At 62.6% G+C, this 15,728-nt stretch carries 13 protein-coding genes and 1 pseudogene; 7 read left to right on the top strand and 7 right to left on the bottom strand.

Annotated features, from left to right (window positions below; all coding sequences use genetic code 11):
- Positions 1-491: 491 nt before the first annotated feature.
- The 5 genes from GIW02_RS15390 (at position 492) to GIW02_RS15370 (ending at position 5,560) form a co-directional block, all read left to right on the top strand.
- The gene (locus GIW02_RS15390) at positions 492-950 is read left to right on the top strand and encodes a (2Fe-2S)-binding protein (RefSeq protein ID WP_236414404.1); all 459 of its coding nucleotides are present in this window, start codon (positions 492-494) and stop codon (positions 948-950) included.
- Positions 950-3,187, top strand: coding sequence for a molybdopterin cofactor-binding domain-containing protein (locus GIW02_RS15385; protein WP_236414417.1), 2,238 nt, complete (start codon positions 950-952; stop codon positions 3,185-3,187). The genes GIW02_RS15390 and GIW02_RS15385 overlap by 1 nt, the downstream gene beginning before the upstream one ends.
- A gap of 16 nt (positions 3,188-3,203) precedes the next feature.
- The gene (locus GIW02_RS15380) at positions 3,204-4,544 is read left to right on the top strand and encodes a cytochrome c (protein WP_236421925.1); all 1,341 of its coding nucleotides are present in this window, start codon (positions 3,204-3,206) and stop codon (positions 4,542-4,544) included.
- 362 nt (positions 4,545-4,906) lie between these two features.
- Positions 4,907-5,191 (top strand): BrnT family toxin, encoded by a 285-nt coding sequence (locus GIW02_RS15375; protein WP_236420060.1) that lies wholly within the window; start codon positions 4,907-4,909, stop codon positions 5,189-5,191.
- Between the two features lie 3 nt (positions 5,192-5,194).
- Positions 5,195-5,560: a BrnA antitoxin family protein gene (locus GIW02_RS15370; RefSeq protein WP_236420058.1), complete on the top strand. Its 366-nt coding sequence runs from the start codon at positions 5,195-5,197 to the stop codon at positions 5,558-5,560.
- 64 nt (positions 5,561-5,624) lie between these two features.
- On the opposite strand, the gene GIW02_RS15365 is transcribed toward GIW02_RS15370, so the two are convergent.
- The gene (locus tag GIW02_RS15365) at positions 5,625-6,635 is read right to left on the bottom strand and encodes a zinc-dependent alcohol dehydrogenase family protein (protein WP_236421924.1); all 1,011 of its coding nucleotides are present in this window, start codon (positions 6,633-6,635) and stop codon (positions 5,625-5,627) included.
- Between the two features lie 158 nt (positions 6,636-6,793).
- Here GIW02_RS15365 and GIW02_RS15360 point away from each other — a divergent pair, with 158 nt between their 5' ends.
- Positions 6,794-7,699 carry a LysR family transcriptional regulator gene (locus GIW02_RS15360; protein WP_236414626.1) on the top strand — a complete coding sequence of 302 codons (906 nt, stop codon included), beginning with the start codon at positions 6,794-6,796 and terminating at the stop codon, positions 7,697-7,699.
- A gap of 85 nt (positions 7,700-7,784) precedes the next feature.
- On the opposite strand, the gene GIW02_RS15355 is transcribed toward GIW02_RS15360, so the two are convergent.
- Positions 7,785-9,842 (bottom strand): TonB-dependent receptor, encoded by a 2,058-nt coding sequence (locus GIW02_RS15355; protein WP_236414619.1) that lies wholly within the window; start codon positions 9,840-9,842, stop codon positions 7,785-7,787.
- A 307-nt stretch (positions 9,843-10,149) separates the two neighbouring features.
- Here GIW02_RS15355 and GIW02_RS15350 point away from each other — a divergent pair, with 307 nt between their 5' ends.
- Positions 10,150-10,971: an SDR family oxidoreductase gene (locus tag GIW02_RS15350; protein WP_236414617.1), complete on the top strand. Its 822-nt coding sequence runs from the start codon at positions 10,150-10,152 to the stop codon at positions 10,969-10,971.
- Positions 10,972-10,979: 8 nt separating this feature from the next.
- On the opposite strand, the gene GIW02_RS15345 is transcribed toward GIW02_RS15350, so the two are convergent.
- From GIW02_RS15345 to GIW02_RS15325, 5 genes and pseudogenes are all read right to left on the bottom strand, one after another.
- Positions 10,980-11,879 (bottom strand): LysR family transcriptional regulator, encoded by a 900-nt coding sequence (locus tag GIW02_RS15345; RefSeq protein ID WP_236414615.1) that lies wholly within the window; start codon positions 11,877-11,879, stop codon positions 10,980-10,982.
- Between the two features lie 114 nt (positions 11,880-11,993).
- Positions 11,994-13,004 (bottom strand): annotated as a pseudogene (locus GIW02_RS15340) (aldo/keto reductase).
- 107 nt (positions 13,005-13,111) lie between these two features.
- On the bottom strand, positions 13,112-14,005 hold the full coding sequence (locus tag GIW02_RS15335) for a LysR family transcriptional regulator (protein WP_236414613.1): 894 nt from the start codon (positions 14,003-14,005) through the stop codon (positions 13,112-13,114).
- Positions 14,006-14,094: 89 nt separating this feature from the next.
- Entirely contained in the window at positions 14,095-14,820 is a 726-nt protein-coding gene (locus GIW02_RS15330) for a transporter substrate-binding domain-containing protein (protein WP_236414611.1), read from the bottom strand.
- A 239-nt stretch (positions 14,821-15,059) separates the two neighbouring features.
- A complete protein-coding gene (locus GIW02_RS15325; RefSeq protein WP_236414609.1) occupies positions 15,060-15,509 on the bottom strand; it encodes a GNAT family N-acetyltransferase in 450 nt (149 codons plus the stop codon).
- Positions 15,510-15,728: the final 219 nt, after the last annotated feature.

The following is a 15,728-nucleotide window of genomic DNA, read 5'->3' as shown; positions in this document are numbered from 1 at the left end:
GGGGAGGGCGACGGCCCGCCAAAAAAGCAGGAAAACCCCAATAAAACACCCCCCCAAGGGGAGGGTGGGGGTGCCCGCGCCCCCGACGGCAGCCCGGCCGCCTCGCCACAACAGCCCATTTTCCACGACAGCCCATTTTCCACGACAGCCCATTTGCCACGGCTACCAGCCATACCAGATGTACCAGATGGCTAGTCATTCCCGATCCACCCCGCAATCACGCCATCGACTGCCTGCAACCCGCAAAAGCCCCTGCCTGAGCCAACGCGGTCAAAAAGCTGGGAAGGGACTTGCCCCCTCTCCGGTTTTTGCCCGGCCTGGTTTGATGCAATCCTCTTGAATACTTGCCTGATCCTGCGAACTTTCAAGAGTGGAGACTTTTTCTGATAGATAGGCCTTGCGCGTTGGTCTAGAGTTCGACAATAAGCGGCCATCGCAACCTCCTAATTAAAAAGGCCGCACCTACCGTCGATCAGCAGGTGAGCCCCGCCATGGAATTACGTATTAACCAAAAGGCCTATCAGGTCGATGCCGACGCGGACACGCCATTATTGTGGGTGATTCGCGATGACCTGGGCCTGACCGGCACCAAGTACGGTTGCGGCCTGGCCCAGTGCGGCGCCTGTTCGGTGCTGGTGGATGGCAATGTGGTGCGTTCGTGCGTGACGCCAGTGGCCGGCGTGGTCGGGCGTGAGATCACCACCATCGAGGCCATTGAGGCCGATGAGGTGGGCAAACGCGTGGTCAGCGCCTGGGTCGAGCACCAGGTAGCGCAGTGCGGTTATTGCCAGTCCGGGCAGGTGATGGCGGCCACCGCGCTGCTCAAGCACACCCCCGCGCCCACAAATGCACAGATCGACGCGGCGATGGTCAACCTGTGCCGCTGCGGCACCTATAACGCCATCCATGCCGCCATGCATGACCTGGCCGCCGGGAAGGAGACCGCCTGATGAATACGCCTGTCGAAATCCCCGGCGTAGTCTTGGGCGACCCGGTCAACCTGTCGCGCCGACGCTTCCTGGCCAGTACCGCCGTGGGCGCGCTGGTTATCGGTTTTGGCCTGCCGCTGGGTGCGGCCAGGGTGCAGGCGGCTGCCGGCACCGCCGCTGAACGCGGCACCCAGGTGCCGGCATTCCTGGAGATCCGCCCGGACGGCACAATCCGCTTGCTCAGCCCCTTTATGGAAGGCGGCCAAGGCACCCACACTGCCATGGCGCAGATAGTCGGCGAAGAGCTGGATGCCGACCCGGCCACCTTCATGGTCGAAGCCGCACCGCCTGGCGACGCTTACGTGGTGATGGAAAACGGCATGCGCATTACCGGCGGCAGCATGTCGGTGCGCATGAGCTACCCAACCATGCGCCGCCTCGGCGCCCTGGCCCGCGCCATGTTGCTGCAGGCCGGTGCCGAACAGCTCGGTGCGCCTCTGAGTGAGCTGACCACCCAACCTGGTCGCGTGGTGCACGCCGCGTCCGGCCGCTCCCTGGGCTACGGTGAGTTGGCCGGCCGCGCCCTCGATATGCCGGTGCCCGACCCTGCCACCATTACCCTGCGTGATCCCAGCCAGTTCCGCTGGATCGGCAAGCCGGTAAAACGCGTGGACGCCTACGACAAATCCACCGGCAAGGCGCTATACAGCATTGACCTGAAAGTCGACGACATGCTCCACGCCGCCGTGCAGCACGCGCCGCGCCTGGGCCTGACCGTGGGCAGCCTGCGCAACCAGCCGCAAGTGGAGGCCATGAAGGGCGTGCACTCGGTGCATGTGCTGCCCGGCGCAGTGGCCGTGGTGGCCGAACGCTGGTGGCATGCCAAGCGTGCGGTAGAGGCCATCCAGGTCGACTGGCAGGAACCGACCGCCGATTCCAAAGTGCGTGCGATGCCCGCAGACTTCTCCAGCGACAAGTACCGTGACTTCCTCGCGGCCCAGCAAGGCCCGGCGCGTGACGACGAAAACGAGGGCGATGTGGCCGCCGCGCTGAAAAACGCCAAGACCACGGTCGAAGCCACCTACCACAACCAGTACGTCAACCATGCGCAGTTGGAGCCGCCGTCGGCCTTGGCGCGCTTCAACCCGGACGGCTCGCTGGACATCTGGCTGCCCAACCAGGCGCCCGACATGTTCCGCGCCGACATCGCCAAGCGCACCGGCCTGGCGCTGGAACAAATCACCCTGCACTCACCGTTGCTGGGCGGCTTTTTCGGCCGGCATTTTCTCTACGACTCGGCCAGCCCCTACCCGCAAGCCATCGCATTGGCCAAGGCGGTGGGCCGTCCGGTCAAGCTGATCTGGAGCCGTGAAGAAGAATTCCTGCGAGATGTGTTGCGCCCGGTGGCAGTGGTCAAGTTCCGCGCCGCCCTCGACGCCGACGGCCTGCCGGTGGCGATCGAAGCGGTGAGCGCCACCGAAGGCCCTACCGAAGCGATTGCGGGCAAACAGGGCGAGAAACTCGACCCCACGGCCCTCGAAGGGCTTTCAGGCAAAAGCTACGCGATCCCTAACAAACGTATCGCGCAGATCTACGTCAAAGGCCCGGCGATGCTCGGCTACTGGCGCTCGGTGGGCAATTCGCTGAACGATTTTTTCTACGAAGCGTTCCTCGATGAGCTGGCGGACAAAGGCGGCCGCGATCCGTATGAGCTGCGTTTGCACCTGCTGCGCGACAACCCGCGCCTGACCACCTTGCTCAAGGCGGTCGGCGAGTTGTCCGGTGGCTGGAAGCGTGGCCCCTACACCGCCGAAGACGGCAGCCGCCGCGCGCGCGGCGTGGCCATGGCCTCGCCGTTCGGCTCCCACGCGGCGGTGATCGCCGAAGTGTCGATTGAACAGGGCCAGGTCAAGGTGCATGAAATCTGGGAGGCCATCGACCCCGGCAGCATCGTCAACCCGGCGATTGTCGAGGCGCAGGTCAATGGCGCCGTCGCGCTCGGGTTATCGCAGACGTTGCTGGAAGAAGCGGTGTACGTGGACGGCAAGCCACGGGCGCGCAACTACGACCTTTACCCGATCCTGCCGCCCTCGCGGATGGCCAAGGTGCACGTAAAGATTGTCGAGAGTGGCGAAAAAATGGGCGGTATCGGTGAGCCTCCGCTCCCGGCAGTGGCGCCAGCGGTGGCCAATGCGGTGGCGCAGTTGACCGGCCAGCGGATTCGCAGCCTGCCATTAAGCCGACACACCTTCAGCTAACCGAGCGAGACTGCCCATGAACAACCGTCGATTCGCAAGAACCGCAGGCTGGCTGGTGCTGCCCTGCCTGGTCGCAGCCGGTGTGCTGGCCTGGTATGTCACGCGCCAGCCCGCGTCCCCTTTTGAACAAGCGCAAACCGCCAGCGCCGACGCGGCGCTGATCAGCCGTGGTGAGTACGTCGCGCGCCTCAGTGACTGCGTGGCCTGCCACAGCCTGCCGGGCAAGGCACCCTTCGCCGGCGGCCTGGAAATGGCCACGCCGCTGGGGGCGATCCACGCCACCAACATCACCCCCGACCCGTTGACCGGTATAGGCGCCTACAGCCTGGCCGACTTCGACCGCGCGGTGCGCCATGGCGTGGCACCCGGCGGCCGCCGACTGTACCCGGCCATGCCCTACCCGTCCTACGTCAAGCTGAGCGACGACGACATCCGGGCGATGTACGCGTTTTTCATGAAGGGCGTGCAACCTTCCAACCAGGCGAATATCCCCAGCGATATTCCCTGGCCGCTCAATATGCGCTGGCCCATCGCCCTGTGGAATGGCGTGTTCGCGCCCACCACCCCCTACGCCGCCAAACCCGCCCAGGACGCGCTGTGGAATCGCGGCGCTTACATCGTTCAGGGCCCGGGTCACTGCGGCAGCTGCCACACGCCGCGCGGCCTGGCCTTCAACGAGAAAGCCCTGGACGAGTCCGGCGCGCCGTTCCTTGCTGGCGCGTTGCTCGACGGCTGGTACGCACCGAGCCTGCGCCAGGACCCCAACACCGGGCTGGGCCGCTGGAGCGAGCCAGAGATCGTGCAGTTCCTCAAGACCGGGCGTAACAAACATGCGGTGGTCTACGGTTCGATGACCGAAGCGTTCAACAACTCCACCCAGTTCATGGCCGACGACGACCTGGCCGCCATCGCCCGCTACCTCAAGTCACTGCCCGGCGACCCGCAACGCGACGGTACGCCGTGGCAGTACGTCACGGCAGATACGCGTCAGGATATCCCCGGCGCCCACACCTACGCGACGCGCTGTGCGTCCTGCCACGGCGCCGACGGCAAAGGCCAGCCCGAATGGATGCCACCGCTGGCCGGCGCGACCTCGGCCCTGGCCAAGGAAAGCGCCTCGGCGATCAACATCACCCTCAACGGCTCACAACGCATCGTCGCTGCCGGCGTACCGGATGCCTACCGCATGCCGGCGTTTCGCGAGCAACTGTCCGACGCCCAGATCGCCGAGGTCCTGACCTACATGCGCAGCACCTGGGGCAACCAGGGCGGCGCCGTGGACGCCAAGGCGGTGGCCAAGCTGCGCGAGCATACCGACCCGGCCAGCAGCAGCCCGATCATCCTGCACATGCGCTGACCGGCCAGCAGGCTGATAGTGACGAGCGGGCTTGCCCGCGTTGGGTCGCGAAACGGCCCCATTTTTTGTTTAAAGAATGGGACTGCTACGCAGTCCAACGCGGGCAAGCCCGCTCGCCACACAAGCCCGCTCGCCACAACGGCGGGTTTGTTCCAGCCAGCCGACTTCGTCTGACAATCAAAACGGAATCCCACTACACAATGGATTAGCCATTACGCACGGAAACACGTTGGCAGCCTCGGCAAGATAGAGACCCAACTGACGGAGCGGAATATGGCACATCCACACAACCTCTATACATGGCTGGCGTCCTGGCTGAATGACGGTTCCTTTAAGCGCTTTTTTATACATATAAAATATGCATAACGAAAACGTTCAGGATTCAGTATCACGAGGCAAAAAACATCGCTAATCAGCACAAGCACAGAGGCGTAAGCCTGGCCGACGCGGAACCGGTGTTCTACGACGAAGCTGCGCTGACGATACGGGACCACGATCACGATGAAGAACGCTGGGTGACGATGGGCACGGACGCCAAGGGGCGAGTCCTGGTAGTCGCGTATACCTACCGTGACCCGAATTTCGTGCGCATTATCAGTGCCAGACTCGCATCCAAAAATGAACGGCGCCAGTATCTGGAGGCTTGAACCATGAAAGAAGAATTCGATTTCACCCACGGTAAGCGCGGGGCAATTGCTAACAAAAACGGCAAGACCCGCATCACTATCATGCTTGACGATGCGGTGATCGACGCCGCCCGCGAACGTGCGCAAAGCGCCGGCACGGGCTACCAAACTGTGATCAATAACCTGTTGCGTCAGGCATTGATTTCGCCAGAGGCACACGCTCTAGCGCCAGCGCCAAAGAAGCAGGCTAAAACCTTGCACGTCATTAACGCTGGCATCAGCCACTCTGAGGTTGAAGCACTGGAGCAGCAACTTATCGCTGTCGCTGGCGAATTGAATCGAGTGCTGGGCACGTCCAAACCGACCAAACCCAGAACCAAGGCTACGTAATAGGCCGACTCCGCTGTCGGCCCCTCTTTCAACGCCCACCGAACGAATAGGCGCTCCGGCGAGCCTACCCGACCTTGATCACCACCTTGCCAAACGCGCCTCGGGCCAGGTGCTCATAGGCTTGGACGGCCTGATCGAACGTATACACGTGATCAATCACCGGTCGAATCCGGTGTTCATCGAGAAACGCGTTCATGCGGTCGAAGGCGGTGCGCGGGGCTACGGCGATGCCGCGGATCGTGGTTTGGCGGAAGATCATCGGCATCAGGTTCAGGGCCGAGGTCTGGCCGGTCAGGAAGCCGATCTGGGCGATCCGCCCGCCCACCTTGGTGGCTGCGATGGACTGGTTGATCCCGTCACCACCGGCCACGTCGAGCAAGACATCCACGCCTTGGCCATCGGTGAGCTTGAGCACCTGCTCGGCCCATTCGGGGTGGGTGCGGTAATTGACGCCGGCGACGGCTCCCAGTTGCATCAAGGCTTGCAGGTTGGCATCACGGCTGGACGTGACGATGACCCGGGCACCCAGCGCCGTGGCGATCTGCGCAGCAAACACCGACACGCCGCCTGACCCTTGCACCAGCACGGTCTGGCCGGCCTGGACCTGGCCGTAATCCACCAAGGCATACCAGGCCGTCAGTGCGGCAATCGGCAGCGTCGATGCCTCTTCGTCCGACAGCGTGTCGGGCGCGCGCACGGCGCTGTCCTGGTGGATGATCATGTACTCGGCGAGGCCGCCTGGCAGTGGCGAACCAAAGCAATAGTCGGGCTCATCGGGGCCGGGCATGCCGTCCAGCCAACGCGAATACAGATGGGAGTTGACCCGTTCGCCGATCGCAAAGCGCGTGACGCCAGCACCGACGGCCACCACCGTGCCTGCCATATCGCTCACCGGGATCAGCGGCTTGGGCACGCGGTGTGGTTCGTAGATCCCGTCCACAATCGCCTTGTCGCGATAGTTGAGCGACACCGCGCCCACCTTGACCAGCAGCTCACCCGCCTGGGGTACGGGGGTTGCCACCTCGGCCTGCACCAGGTTGTCCAAGCCGAAATCCTGTAAAAGCCATGCTTTCATTGTCTGTCTCCAGGGCGGCCGGCAGCATCAGTACCACCGGCGAAGAACCCAGTGTCGTGGGATCGCCGGGTGGGATAAATGCGCACAATCGGTCAAGATTGTTACCCTGACAGGCAATAATCACCTTTATGGAGCAGCGGATGGAGCTTTTACAGTCGATGCAGGTGTTCGCCAAACTCGCCGAGCTGGGCAGTTTTACCAAGGTCGCCGATGCCCTGCAGACCGGGCGACCGCACGTCACGCGCACCATCCAGGAGCTGGAGGCGTCATTGGGCGTGCGCCTGTTCCAGCGCACCACCCGCAAGGTGCAGCTGACGGCGGAGGGTGAACGTTTTTACGAGCGCGTGAAGGCCATTCTGGCAACCATCGCCGACGCCACGACGATGTTCGAGCGCAGCGGCGCGACGCTGCGCGGCAGGCTGCGCGTGGATATCCCCACGGCATTTGCGCAGCGCAGCTTCATGGAAAGCCTGCGCACCTTTACCGTTGCGTATCCCGATATCGAGCTGGTCCTGGGCGTGACGGATCGCACGGTCGACCTGGTCGCCGAGGGCATTGATTGCGCGTTGCGCATCGGCGAGCTGCCGGATTCAAGCATGGTTGCGCGTGAAATAGGCAGCGCCACGATGGTCACCTGCGCCGCCGCCGACTACCTGGCCGCGTGGGGAGTACCGGACACCGTGGAAAGCCTGGCCAGGCATCGCGGGGTCAATTTCCTCTCGGGGCACAACAAGCGGCCTTTGCCCTGGCATTTTTTGGTTGACGGTGAAGACCAACCTTACGTGCCCAGCGTTGGCATCAGCGTGAACGAATCCAACGCCTACGTGCAGTGTGGGGTTGCCGGCTTCGGCATTATTCAGGCCCCCGGCATCACCGTTGAGACCTTGCTGGCCAACGGCGATTTGGTGGAGGTGTTAGGCGACTTTCGACCGCGCCCGCGCCTGGTGTCGGTGCTGTACCCCAGCCGAACCCACCTTGCGCCGCAGGTCGGGGCATTTGTGGAGTGGCTGAAGGCGCATTTCCCACGGCTGCATCCTGCGTGGTTCAGTGCCCGTCAGCCGTAATTGCTCAGTACGTTCGCACCTGGCACCCCTAACGTGAGGGCATGGCTGACCCAGCCCTCCCCTGTTGTGCCGAGGCGCAGAGCGTTTACAGGTCGTAGCGCACCGCCATACCCAAGGTGCGTGGCGCACCGGCGTCGATGATTTCGTCATCGCGGTTGTTGGTGACGTAGTGCTTGTTGAAGGCATTTTTCACGAAGCCCGACACCGCGACATTCTGGGTCACTTTGTATTCGCTGCTGAAGTTGGCCAGCACGTAGTTGTCACTGCGGCGCTCGCCGGTAACCTTGCCGGCGCCATTGAACTCGTAGGCCGACGGTGCCGCGCTTTGGTACGTGACGTCGGTGTTGAAGGTCAGGCGATCATTGAAGCGATAAAGGCCGCCAACCGATGCCTTGTACTTGGGCGCGTAGTAGAACGCCTGGCCACTGCGGTCCTCGCCATTGCCTGCGACAAAATCCTTGTACTTGCCATCGGTAACGGCGCCCCCAAGGGTCAGCGTCAGTTGCTCGCTGAGGTCTTTCTCGAGGAAGACTTCCAGGCCCTTGATGTCGCTGCGCCCGGCGTTGTACACGTTGATGACATTGCTGTTGGCTTGCCGCACGCTGACCTGCTGGTCTTTCCAGTCGGTGTAATACAGGTTGGCGCGTGCACGCAGGGTGTCGTCGAAGAATGAGCCACGGTACGACAGCTCATAGGTGGTGGTGTATTCCGGGTCATACGCCTCGTGGCCACTGCCGGAGCGTACGTTGACGCCGCCGCCGCGATAACCTTTTTGCACCATGAAGCCCAGGTACTGGCCGGTGGCGAGTTCGTAGTTGAGACCCAGCTTGGGCAACAAGGCTGCAAACGACTTTTTGACCTTTGCCGGCTCGGAGATATCGTCCTGTTTGATGTCGGTGTCGTTGCTCTCATGGTCGTAGCGCAGGCCGGTGATCAGGGTCCAGCGCGGGGCAAAGGTCCAGTCGACCTCACCGAACAGCGCCTTGTTTTCAATGGTCGTGTCGCCTTTGACCGTCGCCGCCAGTACGTCGTCGAACAACAAGCGGTCGTGGAAATTGTTGGTGTTGTGGCCGTAGTAGACGCCCGCGAAGCTCTTCACGGTGTCCGAGGTGTAATTGAGACGCAGCTCCTGGCTGAACAAGTTGCCATCCTGTTTGCGCCGGATCACTTCATTGTCGACAGCGTTCTGGTCGAAGTCGAGGCGGTTGGTGTAGTCCGAGCGCGTGTTGGCGGTCAGGCTGGTGATCGACCATTGGTCATCAAGGCGGTAGTCGACCTTGGCGCTCACGGTGTCCTGGCTGAGGTTGTCGAACGCCTGGGTGTTGGAGGACACCTTGTAGTAACGCACTTTGTCGGGGGTGCGGATCACCGAGTTGTCGCCCTGGCGGTGTTCGTTGTGGGCGTAGGTCAGCAGCACATCAAGATCGTCGTTGGGCAGGATCAGCAACTTGCCGCGCGCGTTGCTGGTGCGATGGGGGTTGGCGTCTTTGTCGAGCGCGATGTTGTCGATGTAGCCGTCGCCATCCTGATAATCCAGGGCGATGCGCCCGGCTATCTTGTCGTCGACGATGGAGCCACCACCGGCCACCGCCGCGCCTTTTTCACCGTAGTTGCCCACATTGGTTTGCGCCGAAAAACTCGGTGTGAACGTCGGGTTGCGGGTCTGGATCACCACCGCGCCGGCCAGGGAATTGCGCCCCTGGGTGGTGGATTGTGGGCCGAGGAAGACTTCGGCCTGCTCCACATCCCACAGGGTGGTCGGGCTCAGGGTAAGGCTGCGGTTGGGCTGCACAGCGCCATCCACATACACCGACACGGCGCCATTGAGGGTGGCCGGGCCCTGGTCGTCGAAACCGGAAACCGGCACGCCGCGAATGCCCCAGTTTTCGTTACCGGCCTGGCTGTACACACCGGGCGTGCGGGCGAAAACATCCACCAGGCTGTGGTCGGCCTTGTCGCGCAGCTGCTGCTCGGTCACCACCACCACACTGGACTGGGTCTGCTCCAGGCTGCGGTTGATTTTTTCCCCGCTGACTGTGATCGGAGCGATTTCCAGGGTGTCCGCTTCGGCCGCCCAGGCACCGCCCGCCACACACACCACCGAGCCTACCGCCAGTGCAATTGTATTCTTTTTGAAATTCACGCCCCGTGCCCCTGTCCCGATCATTATTGTTTTTGCGGCAGGCTCAAAGCAGCCAAACGCCGGCGTGGCGGAGTCTAAGCGATAGGTAACAAGAAGTGAATGCAATTGATAACGGATGTCATTGGAGACAAAACGCATTGATGTATCCGATTGAATACAGATGAGCCGATGAAGCAGCGCGTCATATTGCGCGCGGCAATCCTGAGCATTGCTGAATTCAACTCACAAGATCATGGGGTCTCGACCGGCTAATCCTTGGAGGTCTCCTGGCCTAAAGTGACGGATTGCCCTTCCAGGAGAACTCCCAATGACAGATGTCACCGTAGTCATCGGCGCCGGCTCGATCGGCCAGGCCATCGCTCGACGCGTCAGCGCGGGCAAACACGTGCTGCTCGCGGACCTGCGCCAAGAAACCGCACACGCCGCCGCACAAGTATTGAGGGATGCAGGGTTTGAGGTCACCACGGCAACCGTGGATGTGTCGTCGCGCGCGTCGGTACAGGCACTCGTCACACAGGCTGCGAGCATCGGCGCGATTACCGGTGTGATCCACGCCGCCGGGGTTTCGCCCTCCCAGGCACCTCCCGCCACGATTCTGCGGGTCGACCTGTACGGGACTGCCCTGGTGCTCGAGCTGTTTGGCGAGGTCATCGCCGCAGGTGGCTCGGCAATCGTCATCGCTTCGCAGTCTGGCCACCGCTTGCCGGCGCTGACGGCCGAACAAAACACAGCCTTGGCGTTGACCCCCACCGAGGACCTGCTGGCGTTGCCGATGCTGCAGCCGGACCGCGTGACTGATCCGCTGAACGCCTACCAGCTGTCCAAACGCGGCAACTCGCTGCGCGTGGCGGCGCAGGCGGTGCGCTGGGGCAAGCGCGGTGCGCGCGTCAACACGATCAGCCCCGGGATTATCTTCACGCCCCTGGCCCGGGACGAACTCAACGGCCCGCGTGGCGATGGCTACCGCCGCATGATCGAATCCTGCGCCGCCAAGCGCGGCGGTACGCCCGATGAAGTGGGCGCCGTCGCAGCCCTGCTGATGGGGCCCGAAGGCGGTTTCATCACGGGTAGCGATTTCCTCATGGACGGCGGCGTCACCGCTCAGTACTGGTACGGCGACGACCAGTAAGGCGCGCCTCAGGCGTCGTGCACCCAGTCGCGCAACGCCTGGGCAAACATGCGCAAGGCCATCGGCGGGTGCCGGTTGGCCGGGTAGTACAGACACGCGCCGGCATAGGTCGGGCCCCATTCCGGCAACAGGTGCACCAGGCGCCCATCGCGCAGATGCTCTTGCACCTGATGCTCAGGCACCCAGGCGATGCCCACGCCGGCCAACGCGGCCTCTGTCATCAGGTTGATGTTGTCCATGGTCAGGGGCCCGTCGACGTCGATACTGGCGGAGCGCCCCTCATGCTCCAGGTCCCAGCGGAACAAGGTGCCGCTGGCAAAGCGAAACCGGATGCATCGATGCGCCTTGAGGTCATGCGGCACCACCGGCGCCGGGTGCCGGCGCAGGTACGCGGGCGACGCGACGGCCGCAAAGCGCACATCGGGGCCGAAACGCACGGCGATCATGTCGCGCGGCACATCGTCAAACAGGCGGATGCCTGCATCGAAGCCGTCAGCGACGATATCGACCAGCCGGCTATCGGCCACGCACTCGATGTGGATTTGCGGGTTGTCCTGCAAAAACTGCGGCATGACATGGCGGATCAACAGCGTGAAGGAAGACTCCGAGGCGCTGAGGCGGATCAGCCCCGACGGTGTGTTGCGCTCCGACGTGACATCGTTGACCGCGCACTCCAGCTCACCCAACAGCGGCTGCACGCGCAAAAACAACTGCTCACCCGCTTCGGTCAGGGCGACCGAGCGTGTGGTGCGATTGAACAAACGCAGCTCCAGCCGCGACTCAAGCCCGCGCATCGAGTGGCTCAGGGCCGAGGCCGAAACCCCGAGCACCCTGGCGGCGCCACTGAAGCTGCGCTGTTCGGCGATGGCGACAAAAGCGGTCAACTCGGGAAGGCCGGCACGGATCATTGGTGAGTTACCTTGAGCTGCCCATGAGTAGGGCGATCGATTATTGAATCAAGCACATGAATCTCAAGTGTACCTTTCCAACCCCGACATTGCCTTCCCTGCCCCTCACCCGGCTCAGCTCACGTTGCGCCCTTCAACCGGGTAGCCCGGGTCGGTGAAACCGTGGGTCGACGCGTGGCCCGGCACCACCAGGCTGTCGACCAGTTGTTCGTCCTCCGGCCCCAACTCCAGGCCCAACGCGTGCAGGTAGCTGTCCCAATGCGCCTCGGTGCGCGGCCCGGCGATGGCCGCGCTGACCCGCTGGTTTTTCAACACCCAGGCGATGGCAAAGGCCACGGAGGTGGTACCGCGCTCGGCCGCATGCTGGGCGATGGTCTACGCGATCTTGAGCGACTCGGGACGCCATTCCGTCTGCTGGATGCGCGCGTCACCGCGCCCTGCGCGGGTGTCAGCCGGCGGCGGTGCGTCCACCGGGTATTTGCCGCTGAGTACACCCCGGGCCAGCGGGCTGTAGGGCACCACGCCAATGCCGTAGTGGCCTGCGACAGGCAGTTGCTCGACCTCGGCGATGCGATTGACGATGTTGTACAACGGCTGGCTGACGGTCGGCCGCTGGATCCCCAGCGCGTCGGCGATGCGCACCATCTCGGCGATTTTCCAACCGTGGAAATTCGAAACGCCGTAATAACGGATCTTGCCTTGGCGGATCAAGTCGTCGATGGCGCGCAAGCCCTCTTCCATCGGCGCATCACTCAAGGTGCGGTGGAAATACAGGATGTCGAGGTAGTCACTGCCCAGGCGTTTCAAGCTGGCGTCGACAGTCTGCATGATCCATTTGCGCGACTGGCCCTGTTGATTCGGGCCGGCGTCGGCTGCCGTCGGGTAGCCGAATTTGGTCGCCACCACCCAGTTGTCACGTTGAGCCGCAATGGCGCGGCCGACCACGGCTTCGGAACGACCGCCGTGATACGCATCGGCGGTGTCGATGAAGTTGATGCCCGCGGCACCCGCCTTGTCGATGATGCGCTTGGCCGTTGCTTCGTCCGTCTCGCCGCCGAACATCATGGCGCCCAGACACAACGGCGATACCTTGAGGGCGCTGCGGCCCAGATAACGATAATTCATCAGTCACCCTCGAATGCGTTGAAAAGATCAGTTGATCCTAGCCGCCTTCGAATGAGTGATTAAGCCGCGAAAAAGGGATACGGCCATGAACTCAACTCATGAATGGCTCAGCCCTTGTAGCGCAGTGCGTCCACCACCAGTGCCAGCGCGCGTGACGATTGGCGGCGGCTCGGGTAGTAGATGTGCATACCCGGGAAGGTCGGGAACCACGCCTCCAGCACCCAGCACAGGCGGCCAGCGGCGACGTGCGCGGTCACCAGGTCTTCGGGCAGGTAGGCCACGCCGCAGCCATCCAGCGCAGCGGCGAGCATCGGGTAAGTGCCATTGAACGTCAGTTGGCCCTGCACCCGAACCTGCAGCGCGTGATCACCGTTGGCCAGTTCCCACGGGTAGCAACCGCCATGGGTGGGCAGCCTCAGGTTGATGCAGTTATGCGCCGCCAGGTCATCCGGCACCTGCGGCGCGGGGTGCGTTTGCAGGTACGCCGGCGACGCGACCATGGCCATGCGCAGGTCGGGGCCGACCCGCACGGCGATCATGTCCTGGGCAACCTGGTTGCCCAGGCGCACGCCGATGTCATAACGCTCGGCGACGATATCGGTCAGGCCGTAGTCGGTGGTGATCTCGATGTTGATGTCCGGGTACCGCGGCATGAAGTCCGCCAGGCGCGGCCACAACAGTGCGTTCGCGGCATAGTCGGTTGCCGAGATGCGCAGGGTGCCGCGCGGCGAATCGCGCAGTTCGACCACTTGGGCAAGGTCGGCCTCGATCTCTTCAAAGCGTGGCGCCAACTTGTTGAACAACTGCTCGCCGGCGTCGGTAGGCGCGACGCTGCGGGTGGTGCGCGTCAACAAGCGCACCCCGAGTCGCGTCTCCAGCGCCCGGATGGTGTGGCTCAGCGCCGACTGCGAAACACCCAGTTGGGCAGCGGCGCGAGTAAAGCTGCGTTCCCGCGCGACCGCCACAAATGCCAACAGGTCGCCGTAACCTTCGCGCGCCATTGATGAGCCTCATTCATAAAGTGATCGAGGTACAGCCTATCGCACATCAGCACGAAGGTGTCATGGCAACGCCTGTGTGGCTCAGATCGTTACGGCGCGACGGTGACATCCGCTTGGCCGCTCTGCGCCAATGCACGATGAATAAAGCCTTGGGCTTTTTTGCGTTGGACAAACCCACGCACATACGCCGCCCCGGCATCATGGCCACGCGCAACGGCCATCGCCTGGCGAATCGCGGTGAAGGCATCGGGCAATACCCGATAACGCGAGCCTGCATCGGCGACCTTCTGCAATGGCTGGCGTACACCTGCCGCTGCATCAAGGCTGTGCTCGATAAACAGGTCCACCGCGCCTGCCGATGTGTCGGCGCGCTCCAACTGCGCGTTGCGCAAGGTTCGCGTGAGGAACAGGTCGTATGCCGCGCCCTTGCCTACGGCCAGTTTCACGCCTGCTTGATCGAGATCGGCAACCGTTTGGTAAGGCGAATCCTGTTCGACCAGGTAAGTGCCTTCGATGATCACGTAAGGTTCGCTGAAAGCGAGCTGGGCTTCACGCACCGGCTCGATCGCTAGGAACGCGACACTCCACACGCCCTCCTCCAACGCAGCGAAGACCTTGCCCGCCGCATCATAGGTACGCATCTGCAACGGCACGCCCAATTCCTCGGCAAGTGCCTTGGCCAGCGCCACGGACACCCCTTGCGGGCTCCCATCCGGCGCCAGCTGGGCGAGTACCGGGTTACCCAAGTTGATCGCCGCGCGCAGTACGCCGTCGGGCGCCAGGTCTGCCAATACGGCAGGCAAGACAGTCGTCATCAGTCACTCCAATACAGGTTGGGGCCTGCCAGATTGGCAGGGCCTGAAAAACAATCAAGCCACTTGGCGATTGAACTGAGCAGAAGGTGTGGGGTGCACCCTCATAAAATGCTCGGGACGACGGACTTCTCCGGCGCCCCGTTTTATGATGTCGGGCGGCTTCAGCCTTGCATCCGCGTTCGGACTTGATACGGAGATCCCATGTCCTTTGTTCCAGCCTTTACCGATTTTCTGTTGGCTCACCTGTCAGGCCTAAGGATTTTCATATGCGTGGCATGCTCCTCATCTGATAGCTGGAAGCCGCAACTGATATAAAATGCGGCGCCGCTTGCGGTATCAGTGGCAAGACGCACAACACGAAAGTGCCCGGCGGCGTAGTCCAAAAGCTGGTTTACCAGGGATCTTCCTAGGTTCTGCCCCCTGAATGCTCCTGAGACATACACCCTGCGTAACCTGCCGACGCCTGCCTGACCATAGGGGTCAATTGAAAGGCCCCCAACGCCCACCAAAGAACCGTCCAAAAAGGCGGCCATGAGGCATTCGCCCGGCGCATCGAAGCGATTCGCCCCTGTATTCCATTCGGTGATCAGACGCGTGAGAAAATTAAATCCCTGAGCGATTGCCTCGTCTTCCAGCGCCAGAATCTGCTGGGGAAGCGCGGTGACTTGCGTGATTTCGACCTGTCGCACTCGATGTCCTTGAGCTGCACGTGGTTGGGTTGGTAGCGAGTCCGATGGAATCGATGCGGACCATCGCAGCATAGCCGTGGGCACGAGTACGACCCCTTCTTCATTAACGTCCAAGGAACGACGCTATTCGGGATACCGCGTCATCTAATGGCAGGAGATAGAAAACCAAGTTTCGATTGCAGCACTGATCCCAAGTCGAAATACGCGATAGGGTTGGCT

The organism is Pseudomonas syringae (assembly GCF_021606685.1).
Classification (GTDB): Bacteria; Pseudomonadota; Gammaproteobacteria; order Pseudomonadales; family Pseudomonadaceae; genus Aquipseudomonas; species Aquipseudomonas syringae_R.
Note: the sequence above shows the minus strand (reverse complement) of the source record. Positions and strands in the feature narration are given on the sequence as shown.